This window comes from Microbacterium testaceum, assembly GCF_029761935.1.
GTDB classification, from domain to species: Bacteria; Actinomycetota; Actinomycetes; order Actinomycetales; family Microbacteriaceae; genus Microbacterium; species Microbacterium testaceum_A.
Genome location: NZ_CP121699.1, coordinates 900712 through 914510, shown reverse-complemented (window position 1 = coordinate 914510; position 13799 = coordinate 900712). Strand labels below are relative to the sequence as shown.

The 13799-nt window shown below is 70.1% G+C and carries 10 protein-coding genes; 6 read left to right on the top strand and 4 right to left on the bottom strand.

From position 1 onward, the window contains the following. Positions 1-39: 39 nt before the first annotated feature. Both lpdA and QBE02_RS04400 read right to left on the bottom strand, forming a co-directional pair. Positions 40-1437 carry a dihydrolipoyl dehydrogenase gene (gene lpdA, locus QBE02_RS04405; protein ID WP_268103758.1) on the bottom strand — a complete coding sequence of 466 codons (1398 nt, stop codon included), beginning with the start codon at positions 1435-1437 and terminating at the stop codon, positions 40-42. A gap of 9 nt (positions 1438-1446) precedes the next feature. Next, on the bottom strand, positions 1447-2088 hold the full coding sequence (locus QBE02_RS04400) for a copper resistance CopC family protein (RefSeq protein WP_279367273.1): 642 nt from the start codon (positions 2086-2088) through the stop codon (positions 1447-1449). A 295-nt stretch (positions 2089-2383) separates the two neighbouring features. On the opposite strand from QBE02_RS04400, the gene QBE02_RS04395 reads away from it, so the two are divergent. The 3 genes from QBE02_RS04395 (at position 2384) to QBE02_RS04385 (ending at position 4199) form a co-directional block, all read left to right on the top strand. After that, positions 2384-2872 (top strand): FHA domain-containing protein, encoded by a 489-nt coding sequence (locus QBE02_RS04395; protein WP_056227667.1) that lies wholly within the window; start codon positions 2384-2386, stop codon positions 2870-2872. Continuing rightward, entirely contained in the window at positions 2872-3558 is a 687-nt protein-coding gene (gene ftsR / locus QBE02_RS04390; protein ID WP_279367272.1) for a transcriptional regulator FtsR, read from the top strand. Before QBE02_RS04395 ends, ftsR begins: the two co-directional genes overlap by 1 nt. A 95-nt stretch (positions 3559-3653) precedes the next feature. Beyond that, positions 3654-4199 carry a MerR family transcriptional regulator gene (locus QBE02_RS04385; RefSeq protein ID WP_056227674.1) on the top strand — a complete coding sequence of 182 codons (546 nt, stop codon included), beginning with the start codon at positions 3654-3656 and terminating at the stop codon, positions 4197-4199. A 181-nt stretch (positions 4200-4380) separates the two neighbouring features. On the opposite strand, the gene QBE02_RS04380 is transcribed toward QBE02_RS04385, so the two are convergent. Beyond that, complete coding sequence (locus QBE02_RS04380) at positions 4381-5193, bottom strand: ParA family protein (protein ID WP_056227677.1); 813 nt, start codon at positions 5191-5193, stop codon at positions 4381-4383. A 68-nt stretch (positions 5194-5261) separates the two neighbouring features. On the opposite strand from QBE02_RS04380, the gene QBE02_RS04375 reads away from it, so the two are divergent. The 3 genes from QBE02_RS04375 to def are packed head-to-tail and all read left to right on the top strand — an operon-like array spanning position 5262 to position 11633. Beyond that, positions 5262-8669: a pyruvate carboxylase gene (locus QBE02_RS04375; protein ID WP_279367271.1), complete on the top strand. Its 3408-nt coding sequence runs from the start codon at positions 5262-5264 to the stop codon at positions 8667-8669. 46 nt (positions 8670-8715) lie between these two features. Further along, positions 8716-11145: a MinD/ParA family protein gene (locus QBE02_RS04370; protein ID WP_279367270.1), complete on the top strand. Its 2430-nt coding sequence runs from the start codon at positions 8716-8718 to the stop codon at positions 11143-11145. Continuing rightward, a complete protein-coding gene (def, locus tag QBE02_RS04365) occupies positions 11142-11633 on the top strand; it encodes a peptide deformylase (RefSeq protein WP_268103762.1) in 492 nt (163 codons plus the stop codon). Before QBE02_RS04370 ends, def begins: the two co-directional genes overlap by 4 nt. 190 nt (positions 11634-11823) lie before the next feature. Here def and QBE02_RS04360 read toward each other — a convergent pair whose 3' ends face one another. Next, positions 11824-13650 (bottom strand): AMP-dependent synthetase/ligase, encoded by a 1827-nt coding sequence (locus QBE02_RS04360; protein WP_279367269.1) that lies wholly within the window; start codon positions 13648-13650, stop codon positions 11824-11826. Positions 13651-13799 lie beyond the last annotated feature (149 nt).

The window sequence follows — 13799 nt, the reverse complement described above, 5'->3', positions numbered from 1 at the left end:
CCGCCCGGTGAACCGGGCGGGCCTTCGTCGATCAGTCGATCAGAGGTTGATCATGTGCCCCGTGAGGCCGTGGAAGGCCTCCTGCAGGCCCTCCGACAGCGTCGGGTGGGTGTGCACGTTGCGCGCGGCCTCGAGGGCGGTGAGGTCCCACTTCTGCGCGAGGGTCAGCTCGGGCAGAAGCTCCGACACGTCGGGGCCGATGAGGTGGCCGCCGATGAGCTCGAGCGTCTCGGCGTCGGCGACGAGCTTGACGAAGCCGACGGGCTCGCCGAGGCCGTTCGCCTTGCCGTTGGCCGAGAAGGGGAACTTCGCGACCTTGATGTCGTGACCGGCGTCGCGCGCCTGCTGCTCGGTGAGGCCGAACGAGGCGACCTGCGGGTTGCAGAAGGTGGCGCGGGGCATGTTGCGGTAGTCGCCGAGGGTCTGCGTCTCGGCTCCGGCGATGGTCTCGGCGGCCACGACGCCCTGCGCCTCGGCCACGTGGGCCAGCTGCAGCTTCGCGGTGACGTCGCCGATCGAGTAGATGTGCGGCACGTTGGTGCGCATGTGGTCGTCGATCTCGATGGCGCCGCGCTCGGTGAGCTTCACGCCGGTGTTCTCGAGACCGAAGCCGTCGACCTTGGGGGCGAAGCCGATCGACATGAGCACGCGGTCGGCGTCGATCGAGCTCTGCGAGCCGTCCTTCGCCGTGTACGCGACGGTGACCTTGTCGCCATGGTCGGTGACCGACTCGACCTTGGTCGAGGTGAGGATGTCGACGCCGTACCCCTTGTACTGCTTCTGGATCTCTTTCGAGACCTCCGCGTCTTCGTTGGGCAGCGCACGGTCGAGGAACTCGATGATCGTGACCTTCACGCCGTAGTTCGTCATGACGTAGGCGAACTCCATGCCGATGGCGCCGGCGCCGACGATGACGATCGACTCGGGGAGCTCGCGGGTGAGGATCTGCTCCTCATAGGTGACGACGTTCTCGGACAGGGTGACGCCGGGGAGCAAGCGCACGGTCGAGCCCGTGGCGATGATGACGTTGTCGAAGGTGACCTGCTCCTTGGAGCCGTCGGTCAGCGTCACGTTCAGCGTGTGGTCGTCGGCGAAGGAGCCGCGGCCCTCGTACTCGGTGACCTTGTTCTTCTTCATCAGGTAGTGGATGCCCTTGACGTGGCCGGCGGCGACGCTGCGCGAGCGGTCGAACGCCTTGCCGAAGTCGAAGGTGACGTCCCCCGAGATGCCGAACAGGTCGGCCTTCGCGTGGAACGTGTGCGCGAGGTCGGCGTTGCGCAGGAGGGCCTTGGAGGGGATGCAGCCCACGTTGAGGCACACACCGCCCCAGTACTTCTCTTCGACGATCGCGACCGACAGTCCGAGCTGTGCGCCGCGGACGGCGGCGACGTACCCGCCGGGACCCGCACCAAGAATGACCAGATCGTAATGAGGCATGGTTCCAGCCTATCGCCCGGCGGTGCCGCCACCGGCGGTCTTGCGACCGCTGCGCGAGGCGAAAACGTAGACCAGGACCCCGGCCACGATCACGAGGATGACGGCGAGCAGGATCCAGGGCAGGGGAGAGGGCGCCGAGGTGTTATCGGTCGGCAGGGGAGTGGCGTTCGGGGTCTGCGCCGGGGTCGCGCTCTCGGCGGGCGCGGGACCGGCCGACGCCGTGGGGGTCGCGGTCGCGGAGGGGGTGTCGGCTGCGGCGGGCACCGAGAAGGCGAAGTCGCCGTCGATGGGGTGGCCGTCGCTCGACACGACGCGCCACTTCACGGTGACGGTCCCGGATGCCGATCCCTGCAACGCCTGCGTCACCTCAGCGCCCGAGACGGTCGGGGCGCCCTCCGCCAGTGAGGCGCCCGACGAATCGGTGACTTCGATCACGGTCGCGCCGGCGTCGGTGAGGATGTCGGCGCTGTACGAGAACGTGATCTGCGCCGGGAGAGCCTCGAGCGTCGCCCCGGCCGCGGGATCGGTCGAGACGAGCTCGTCGTGGGCGGCGGCGGGGGAGGCCGGCACGAACAGCGCGGCGGCGGCCAGCAGGCCGGCGGCGAGGACGGCGGGGAGAAGGCGTCGGCGGGGCGTCACGGAGGAAGTCACCCTTCGACCCTAGCGACGGCTCGAGCGGTCGGACTGGGAGCGTGCACAGGGGTCGAGCGGGCCTCGACGAGGGTGACGAACGCGACGGCGCGCCGACAGAGGGTGAAGCGGACTCGACAGGGCCCCGTTCGGGTCGATAGGTTCGAGTGTCTCGTCGGCCGCCTCCGCATCCCCCAAGCCGCGGCGTCCCGGTTTCGGCGAATACAGACACATCACGCATCACCGTGACCTGCTCGAAGTCGGTCGACCCCGCCGTTGGCGACCGATCGGTTATGGTGAATATGAAGGAGAAGCCGTGGACGAGACCAGCCGATTCGAGCGAGACGAGATCCGGCGCGCGGCCGACGCCGCCGCAGCCGGGGCGTCGCACGACACGACCCAGACCCACGACGCCGACCTGTCGTTCGTCCCCTTCGGAGCCGACCTCAACGAGGCGGAGCTCGAGGCGATCGACGCCCTCCCCTCGGGAGCGGCTCTGCTGATCGTCCGCTCGGGACCGACGACCGGGGCCCGCTACCTCCTCGACACCGACGTGACCACCGTCGGCCGTCACCCCGAGGCCGACCTCTTCTTCGACGACGTCACCGTCTCGCGTCGTCACGCCGAGATCCTCCGCTCGGGCAGCTCGTTCGAGATCGTCGACCAGCGCTCGCTCAACGGCAGCTACGTCAACGGCGAGCGGGTCGACCGCTCGGCCCTCGTCAACGGCTCCGAGGTGCGCATCGGCAAGTTCCGTCTCAACTTCTTCGGTTCGCCGGCCGACCTGCCCGCGGCTGAGCACTGATGGCGGCAGCCCCCTCCCGTAGTCGACAGACGGCTGCGGGGCTGCTCAGCATCGGGCAGGTGCTCGCGCGCCTGACCCCCGATTTCCCGGCACTCACCTCGAGCAAGCTGCGCTTCCTCGAGGTGCAGGGGATCGTCTCGCCGACGCGCACCGATTCCGGGTACCGCAAGTTCTCGCCGGCCGACCTCGAGCGGCTGCGTCTCGCGCTCACGCTGCAGCGCGACCACTACCTTCCGCTCGTCGTCATCCGCGACTACCTCGCCGACCTCGACGCGGGCCGCAACCCGGCCCCGCCGACCGCGATCCCGTCGATGACGAGCGCGCCGCGCCGCTACCGACGCGAAGAGCTCTTGACCGCCGCGGGCGCGCGCCCCCAGTTGTTGAACGACGCGGTCAGCACCGGGGTGATCGGCGCCGCCGACAGTTACTCCGAGCAGACGGTCACTCTGCTCCGCGCCCTCGTCGCGCTGGACCGGCACGGCATCGAGCCGCGCCACATCCGCTCGTTGCGGCAGAGCGCCGAGCGCGAGGTCTCGCTCGTGGAGTCGGCGCTGTCGGCCCTGCTGCGGCGCCCCGATGCGCCCTCGCGGGCCCGTGCGAGCGAGCTCGCTCCCGAGCTCGCGGCCCGCCTCGACGAGGTGCGGGCGATGTTCGTGCGCGATGCGCTCGAGCGAATCCTGTCCTGATCGCGACACGCCGCGACCCTCGGAGCGGATGTCATTGCCGGGGGACCTCCGCTCATCTAGCGTGGAGGAAACGAACCGATGAGGAGGACGCGAGCATGAACGCTGGCGACGCGCTCGGTGAACCTCGGTTCGCCGCTGATCTCCTCTTCACCGACGGTCTGCCCGAGATGGACGACGACACCGGTTATCGCGGGGCCGTCGCGGCACGCGCTGCCGGCATCACATACCGCCAGCTCGACTACTGGGCTCGTACCGAGCTCGTCGTCCCGACGGTCCGCGGGGCGAGCGGGTCGGGATCGCAGCGTCTCTACGGCTTCCGCGACATCCTCGTCCTCAAGCTCGTGAAGCGTCTTCTCGACACCGGTATCTCGCTGCAGCAGATCCGCACAGCCGTCGATCAGCTCCGCGCCGCGGGCATCCGCGACCTCGCGGGCACCACCCTCATGAGCGACGGGGCCTCCGTGTACCTGTGCACCTCGAACGACGAGGTCATCGACCTCGTCAGCCGTGGCCAGGGCGTCTTCGGTATCGCGGTGGGCAAGGTCCTCCGCGAGGTCGAGTCCACGCTCGTCGACTTCGAGAAGGCCACCCCCGACGCCGTCGACGAGCTCGCCGCGCGCCGCGCCGCCCGCACCGCCTGAACGCGCCTCACTCTTTTCGGATCCCGGATGCCATGGCATCCGGGATTCTTCTGCTTTCGCGTGAGGGGTCGCCTACGGGCGTCCTCGGTGACAGAAAATGACCCCTCACGCGGGTGGGACGGGGAACGAAAGACGCCGCCCGGCTGCGGGGCAGCGGGACGGCGTCTGACAAGACCATGGGTCAGGCCTGCGGGGCCTCGGACTCGACGGGGATCCGGCCGGTGCGCACGATCCGGTCGAGCAGCGCGTCGAAGTCGGCCGCGAGCTCCTGAGCGGAGTCGCCGGGCCACACGTGCAGCGGCTTGGCGGCACCCTGCGCCTGCTGGAGCGAGGTGCGCTCGGGCAGCTGCGGGTTGAGCACGAGCGGACCGAACATGTCGCGCAGCTCTTTGATGCGGAACTGGTGCTCGATCGACTGCGGGCGCACGCGGTTGACCACGACGCCGAGGGGCTGCAGTCGCGGCGAGAGACCGCGGCGGATCTCTTCGATCGCGCGCAGGGCTCGGTCGGCCGCGGCGACCGAGAACAGGCCGGGCTCGGTGACGACCACGACGCGGTCGCTCGCGGCCCACGCGGTGCGAGTGAGGGCGTTGAGCGAGGGGGCGCAGTCGATGAGCACGAGGTCGTAGTCGGCCTCGATCGTCGCCAGCGCCTCTTCGAGCTTCCAGACGTCGCGGACGCTCGGGTGCGGTCCGTCGAAGTTGATGGCCGACGGGCTGCCGATGAGCACGTCGATGGTGCCGGGGTGAACCTTGGCCCACCCGCTTGAGGTGATCGCCTGTCGGACGACCTTCTCTTTGGGGTTGGCCAGGACATCGGCGATGTTGAGCCGACCGGCGACCTGGATGTCCATCCCGGTCGACACGTCGGACTGAGGGTCGAGGTCGACGACGAGAGTGCGAACGCCACGTGCGAAGGCTGCGGAAGCCAGCCCGAGTGTCACGGTCGTCTTGCCGACCCCGCCTTTGAGAGAGCTGACGGAGAGTACGTGCACGAGAGTCCACGTTACCGTCCCCTAGGCTGTGAGCACATTCAGCTCCGCCAGCTTGACGTGAGGTGCGCATGTTCTCGAAAATCCTGGTCGCCAATCGCGGCGAGATCGCGATCCGCGCGTTCCGCGCCGCTTACGAGGTCGGAGCCCGCACCGTCGCGGTGTATCCGTACGAGGATCGCGCCTCCCTCCACCGTCTGAAGGCCGATGAGGCCTACCAGATCGGCGAGCGGGGCCACCCCGTGCGCGCCTATCTCGACGTCGACGAGATCATCCGCGTCGCCCGGGAGTGCGGGGCAGATGCCATCTACCCGGGCTACGGCTTCCTCTCCGAGAACCCTGAGCTCGCCGAGAAGGCCGCCGCCCACGGGATCACCTTCATCGGGCCTCCCGCTGACGTGCTCGCCATGGCGGGCAACAAGGTGACGGCGAAGGACCACGCGATCGCGGCCGGCGTGCCGGTGCTGCGCTCGACGCCCGCGTCCGACGACATCGACGAGCTCCTCGCCCAGGCCGACGAGATCGGCTTCCCGGTCTTCGCCAAGGCCGTCGCCGGCGGCGGGGGGCGCGGTATGCGCCGCGTCGAGTCGATGGGCGAGCTCGCCCCGGCCCTCGCCGAGGCCATGCGCGAGGCGCAGAGCGCGTTCGGCGATCCCCGCATGTTCCTCGAGCAGGCCGTGCAACGCCCGCGTCACGTCGAGGTGCAGATCCTCGCGGATGCCACGGGCGAGACCGTTCACCTGTTCGAGCGCGACTGCTCGGTGCAGCGCCGCCACCAGAAGGTCATCGAGATCGCGCCGGCGCCGAACCTCGACGATGCCGTGCGGCAGGACCTGCACCGCTACGCCGTCGCGTTCGCCCGCTCGATCGGCTACCAGAACGCCGGAACCGTCGAGTTCCTGCTCGAGACCGCGGGGCCGCGAGCGGGCGAGGTCGTCTTCATCGAGATGAACCCGCGCATCCAGGTCGAGCACACCGTGACCGAGGAGGTCACCGACGTCGACCTCGTGCAGTCGCAGATGCGCATCGCGGCGGGGGCGACCCTCGCCGAGCTGCACCTGCAGCAGGACGACATCCACCTGCGGGGCGCGGCGTTGCAGTGCCGCATCACGACCGAGGACCCCACGCAGGGCTTCCGCCCCGACACCGGCAAGATCACGACGTACCGCTCGCCCGGTGGCGCCGGCATCCGCCTCGACGGCGGCACGACCGCCGCGGGCTCGCAGGTGAGCCCGCACTTCGACTCGATGCTGTCGAAGCTGTCGTGCCGTGGCCGTGACTTCGAGGCCGCCGTGTCCCGCGCCCGCCGCGCCCTCGCCGAGTTCCGCATCCGCGGGGTCTCGACGAACATCCCGTTCCTGCAGGCCGTGCTCGACGACCCCGCCTTCGTCGCGGGCGACCTCAGCACCTCGTTCATCGACGAGCGCCCCGAGCTGCTGAAGGGCCGCGAGTCCAAGGACCGCGGCACGAAGATCCTCTCGTGGCTCGTGGACACCACGGTCAACCGCCCGAACGGCGAGAACCCGCTGTCGATCGACCCGTCGGCTAAGCTCCCGACCCTCGACCTGGCGGCCCCGGCCCCCGCGGGCTCGCGTCAGCGTCTGCAGCAGCTCGGTCCCGCCGGCTTCGCGAAGGCCCTGCGCGAGCAGACCGCCCTCGCCGTCACCGAGACCACGTTCCGCGACGCGCACCAGTCGCTGCTCGCCACACGCGTGCGCACCCGCGACCTCGCGCGCGTGGCCCCCTACGTGGCCCGGCTGACGCCCGGGTTGCTGTCGGTCGAAGCGTGGGGCGGGGCGACCTACGACGTCGCGCTGCGCTTCCTCGGCGAAGACCCGTGGGAGCGTCTCGACGCCCTCCGCGAGGCGCTGCCGAACGTGGCGATCCAGATGCTGCTGCGCGGGCGCAACACCGTCGGCTACACCCCGTACCCCACGGAGGTCACCGATGCGTTCGTGACCGAGGCCGCGGCATCCGGTGTCGACATCTTCCGCATCTTCGACGCCCTCAACGACGTCTCGCAGATGCGGCCGGCGATCGACGCGGTCCTGGGGACCGGCACCGCGGTGGCCGAAGTCGCCCTCTGCTACACGGGGGATCTGCTGGATCCCGCCGAAGACCTGTACACGCTCGACTACTACCTGGGTCTGGCCGAGCAGATCGTCGACGCGGGAGCCCACATCCTCGCGATCAAGGACATGGCGGGCCTGCTGCGCCCGGCCGCCGCGGCGAAGCTCGTGACGGCGCTGCGCGAGCGGTTCGACCTGCCGGTGCACGTCCACACCCACGACACCGCTGGCGGGCAGCTCGCGACGCTGCTGGCCGCCTCGGCGGCGGGGGCGGATGCCGTGGACGCGGCCTCGGCGCCCATGGCGGGAACCACGAGCCAGCCGTCGCTGTCGGCGCTGGTCGCCGCGCTCGCGCACACCGAACGCGACACGGGCCTCGACCTCGGGGCCGTCAGCGACCTGGAGCCCTACTGGGAGGCCGTGCGTCACCTGTACCGGCCGTTCGAGTCGGGTCTCGCCGGACCCACCGGGCGCGTCTACCGTCACGAGATCCCCGGCGGACAGCTGTCGAACCTGCGCCAGCAGGCGATCGCGCTGGGCCTGGCCGACGACTTCGAGCTCATCGAGGACATGTACGCCGCCGCCGACCGCATCCTCGGCCGGGTGCCCAAAGTCACGCCCTCGTCGAAGGTGGTGGGGGACCTCGCCCTGCACCTCGCCGCGGTGAAGGCCGATCCGGCCGACTTCGAGCAGAACCCCGAGAAGTACGACGTGCCCGACTCGGTGGTGTCGTTCATGGCGGGGGAGCTGGGTGATCTTCCGGGCGGTTGGCCGGAGCCCTTCCGCTCGAAGGTCCTCGCCGGCCGGGATGCCAAGACGGGCACGACCCCGCTCACCGACGACGACACGGCGGCACTGGCGGGGGAGTCCGCCGAGCGGCGCTCCCGCTTGAACCGTCTGCTGTTCCCGGGGCCGACGCGCACTTTCGAGCAGACCCGCGAGACGTACGGCGACCTGAGCGTGCTCTCCACGGCCGACTACCTCTACGGGCTGCAGTCCGGCGGCGAACACACCGTCGAGATCGAGCGCGGCGTGCAGCTGTTCGTCGGCCTCGAGGCGGTCGGTGAGGCGGACGACAAGGGCATGCGCACGGTCATGACGACCTTGAACGGACAGTTGCGCCCGGTGTTCGTCCGCGACCGCTCCATCGACGTCGAGGCGCGTCAGGCCGAGAAGGCCGACACCTCGAAGCCGGGCCAGATGGCGGCGCCGTTCTCGGGCGTCGTGACGCTGAAGGCGTCGCCGGGCGACCGCGTCTCCGCCGGTCAGGCGGTCGCCTCGATCGAGGCGATGAAGATGGAGGCGGCGATCACCGCACCCGTCGACGGAGTGGTCGAGCGTGTCGCGATCGGTACCACACAACAGGTCGAAGCAGGAGATCTTTTGCTGGTAATCCGCCAAGCGCAGTAACCTGGGAGGGGGCGCTTTCGCGCCCTCTTCCCGTTTGGAGACTGCAGTGACCCCCGACCGCACCGACGCGAACCCCGACGAGAACGCCGAGCACGGCGTGCTCGACGAGATCGGGAATCTCGACACGGCCAGCATCACGATCCTCGGTGGACACATCGCGCAGGTCAACGTCGACCTTCCCGTGGCCACCGACGACGACGACCTCGACGACGACGTGATCGAAGACGAGATCCCCCTCGACGAGGCCGACCTCGCCGCCCTCGACGCCCCGCGCGTCCCCTCCGCCGCGTCTGCCGGCGACCGCCGCGACGAGATCGTCCACGACCCGCACGTCGAGCAGCTCGAGACGGGCGAGATTATCCTCGAGCCGCACGACGCGGCCGACGAGACGGACTCGTCCGCGGACGACGAGGTGCACGACGCCGAGATCGTCGTCGAGCCGTCGCACGATCTCGACGAGCAGGAGACTCCGGATGCCGAGCACCCGGCCGCCGATCAGGGCTTCGGCGACGACGGCTTGGGCGAGGACGACCCGGTCGACGGCGAGGGCTCGAACGCGGGGGAGGAGGCCGAGGAGATCCCGGCCGACGACGCCGCCTCCGCGGAGGGCGATGGCCCCGTCGAGCACGATGCCGCGGAGACCGACGGAGCCGATGCCGAGGTCGTCGACGACGTCGCCGACGATGACGTGCGCGCAGATGTCGACCCGGCTGGGACCGACCCGGGCGAGACCGATTCCGCGGGGGATGACGTGGCTGACGCCGATCACCGTGAAGCCGACGCGACGCAGGCCGCTCAGCGGGCCGACGATTTCGCCGACGCCGAGGTCGTCGACGACGTCGAGCTGTTCGAGGCCGATGCCGCCGAGCCCACCGACGCCGACCTCGCCGATTCGTCGCTCGATGACGATGAATCGCTGGTGGATGACCACGCCGTCGACGCCGCGTCCGCACCGCTGACGCACGCGCCGTGGGTTCCCGCCGCCGTTCCAGCGCCCGAGCACGGCGACGAGGCGGCACAGGCAGCGGACGACGTCGAGGCGGACGACGCCTCGCCCGACGATGCCGTTTCCGCTCCCGCTGATCGAGAAGACACCGACATCGCGGGCTCAGACGACGCCGACGCCTCGGCGTCGAACATGGACGACGAACAGCGTGAAGAGGTCGAGGCCATGGCAGACGCGCCCGAGTCCCCCCGACCGCCGGTCGAGGCCCCCGGCGCACCGGAGTCCGCCGCGTCTCGGGCGTCCGCATCGACTGCCCCCGAGGCTGAGGTCGACGCCCCTGCGTCGGCGTCGCCCGTCAGCGCCGACACCGCGTCGGTGCCGACCACGCGCGCCGAGCGCGCCGCGACGGGCGTCATCGGGACGATCCCGCTCACGCGCCGCAGCGCCCACCAGGCCGACGACGCCGCCCGAGCCGCCGACGAAGCCGCGCGCGTCGACCGCGCGCACGCGCTCGAGCGCGTGCGCACCCCCGCCCCCGAGGTCACGCTCACCTCGAAGCGCATCGGCCAGATCGACGACGCGCGCGAGAGCTCCGACCTGCTCACGGCCGACCGTCTGCTCGACCCTCGCCAGATCGCCCGCCCCGAGCCCGAGGGCCTCTGGCAGCAGCTGGTCTACTCGGTCTCGCGCCACCGCATCAACCTCGGCGACGGTCGGCGCGCGCGACAGCGCAAGGACCTCGACCGGCGCATCTCCGCCCCCCTCTCGGGTGGGGCCCGCTTCGTGCCGGTGCTGTCCCGCAAGGGCGGGGTGGGAAAGACGACGGTCACCTCGTTGCTGGGCATGGCTCTGGCCGACGCCCGTGACGACCGCGTCATCGCCGTCGACGCCAACCCCGACCGCGGAACGCTCGCCGATCGCGTGGGTCGTCCCAACGGGCGCACCGTCCGCGACCTCGTCCGCTCCCACGACGAGATGTCCGGGTACAACGACGTCTCGTCGATCGTGGCCCGGGATGCCACCCGCCTCGACGTCCTGGCATCCGATTCCGACCCGCGGGTGTCCGAGGCCTTCAGCGACGACGACTACCGTCAGGTCGCCGACGTTGCGGCGCACTACTACTCCATCGTCCTCACCGACACGGGCACGGGCATCGTGCACTCGGTCATGGGGGCGACACTCGAGCTCGCCGACACCCTGGTCGTCGTCGCGGGACTGTCGGTCGACGAGGCGCGCCTCGCGTCCGAGACGCTGACGTGGCTCGAGACGAACGGCTACTCTGCCCGTGTGCGCGACGCGGTCGTGGTGCTGAACAACTCGCGGCCGGGCACGCCTCTCGTGCGCGAGAGCGAGCTCGAGGCGCACTTCCGCTCGCGGGTGCGCACCGTGATCCGCATGCCCTACGACGCGCGTATCGCCGCGGGCAGCGCGATCACCTTCCGTGAGCTCCAGCCTTCGACCCGGCAGGCGGCTCGCGAACTCGCCGCCGCGGTCGTCGAAGGCCTGCGCACCCCGGCGGCCGCCGCATGACCGTCCGCCCGATCCGTCTGTTCGGAGACCCCGTCCTGCGCGCGACGAGCGCCCCCATCGAGCAGATCGACGACGGCATCCGTGCCCTCGTGCAGGATCTGATCGACACGGTCGAGCTGCCCGGCCGCGCCGGGGTCGCCGCTCCCCAGATCGGCGTGGGCCTGCGTGCCTTCAGCTACAACATCGACGGCGACATCGGTTACGTGCTGAACCCCGTGCTGGTCGAGACGCGCGGCGAACCGGAGCCCGTGGGCGAGGGCTGCCTCTCGGTGCCCGGTCTCTGGCACGACGCGATCCGCTACCCGTGGGCGAAGGTCGTCGGCATCGACCTCGACGGTGAAGAGGTCGTGCTCGAGGGCGAGGGGCTACTCGCCCAGGCGCTCCAGCACGAGACCGATCACCTCGACGGCATGCTGTACCTCTCGCGACTGCCCGCCGAAACGCGTCGCGAGGCCATGCGCCAGGTTCGCGAGAGCGACTGGTTCTGACCTGATCCTGCAGGAGGGCCCGGATGCCGGCATCCGGGCCTTTCGTCTGCCCGCGCTGGTCACGAGAACAGGCCGGGGCGACGAGGACAGGTCGATTCGAGGCGGATCGTCCTGTCTCCGTGACATCTCCTGTTCCCGACGCGAAACGGCCCGGCCCCGTGAGGGGACCGGGCCGTCATCGTCGCCCGCCTCAGGGAAGCGACACGTTGGTCGTGTTGACGGGCACCGCGTAGATGTCCTCGATCGCGTCGGCGAAGTCCGCCACGATCACGTTGCGCTTGATGCTCATCTTCGGGGTGAGGTGGCCGCTGGCCTCGGTCCACTCGGTCGGCAGGATCGTGAACTTGCGGATGGACTCCGCGCGAGAGACCCGCGTGTTCGCGCGGTCGATGGCGCCCTGCACCTCGGCCCGCACCTTCTCGTTCTCGGCCGCCTCGGCGAGCGGCATGTCGGCGGGCAGGCCGTTGTTGGCCAGCCAGGTCGGCAGCATCTCGGAGTCGAGGGTGACGAGGGCCGCGATGAACGGCTTGTGGTCACCCACCACGACGACCTGACCGACGATCGGGTTGGCGCGGATCGGGTCCTCGAGGGCCGCGGGGGCGACGTTCTTGCCGCCCGCGGTCACGATGATCTCCTTCTTGCGGCCGGTGATCGCGAGGAAGCCGTCGCCGTCGAAGGCGCCGATGTCGCCGGTCTTGAACCACTCGCCGTCGAACGCCTCGGCGGTGGCCTCGGGGTTCTGCCAGTACTCGCGGAACACGTTGATGCCGCGCACCTGGATCTCGCCGTCATCCGCGAGACGGATGCCGACACCCGGCAGAACCGGACCGACGGTGCCGATCTTCGACTTCGTGGCGAGGTTGACCGTGGCCGGGGCTGTGGTCTCGGTGAGGCCGTAGCCCTCGAGGATCACGACGCCGAGGCTGCGGAAGAAGTGTCCCAGGCGGGGGCCGAGAGGGGCCGATCCCGACACCGCGTAGACGATGTTCCCGCCCATGGCATCCCGGAGCTTGGAGTACACCAACTTGTCGAAGAGGGCGAACTTGATCTTCAGCAGCAGGGGGATCGATTTGCCGTCCTGCAGGCGCTGCGAGTGCTCGATTGCGGCGTCGGCGGCGGCGCGGAAGATCTTGCCTTTACCGCCGGCCTCGGCCTTCTGCTCGGCCGAGTTGTAGACCTTCTCGAAGACGCGGGGGACCGCGAGGAGGAAGGTGGGGCGGAAGCTCCCGAGCGCGGGAAGGAGCTGCTTCGTCTCGGGCTGGTGGCCCGTCTTCACGCCCGCGTGGACGTTGAGCAGCGAGATGAAGCGGGCGAACACGTGCGCCGTGGTGATGAAGAGAAGGGTGGAGGCGCCCGGGGTCTCGACGACCTCGTGCAGCGACTTGGCGGAGTTGCGGGCCAGCTCGACGAAGTTGCTGTGGACGAGGACGCAACCCTTCGGGCGACCCGTCGAGCCCGAGGTGTAGATGAGCGTCGCGATGTCCGAGGCCTTGGCGAGGTGACGACGGCGCTCGATCTCTTCGTCGGTGATGTGCGTGCCGTTGGCGACGAGGGTGTCGAGGGCGCCGGAGTGCATCGCCCAGACCTCGCGGACGAGGGGGAGGTCGCTGCGGACCTCGTCGAGACGCTCGCCGTGCTCCGGCGATTCCACGACCACGGCGATCGCGCCGGAGTCCGAGAGGATCCACGAGATCTGCGAGGCCGAGCTCGTCTCGTACACCGGGACCATGACCGCGCCGGCATAGAAGAGGGCGAAGTCCACCAGGGTCCAGTCGTAGGTGGTGCGGGCGATGAACCCGACCTTCTCGCCGGGCTGGATGCCGGCCGCGACGAAGCCCTTCGCGAGGGCGATGACCTGCTTCTCGAACTCGGCGGCGGTGATGTCGCGCCACCCGTCGCGGTCGGGCACCGCGAACAGCGGACGGTCGGGGGTGGCGCGGACGCGGTCGGCGAGCAGGTCCGACGCATTCGCGTCGGGGTCTGCGGGGACGAGGGCGGGTTGATCGAACTGGATCACGGCAACTCCTTTGGCACCGGAAGAACGTCGAGCGGGTCCGTCGAGTCTATAAGCATGGATGCCGGGCCCCCGGGGATCACCGCTCTCCGGCGCCGGTCGCGCGGCATGGCTAGACTTCTCCGGGCCGAGCCGCACGGTCGGCCCGGAAG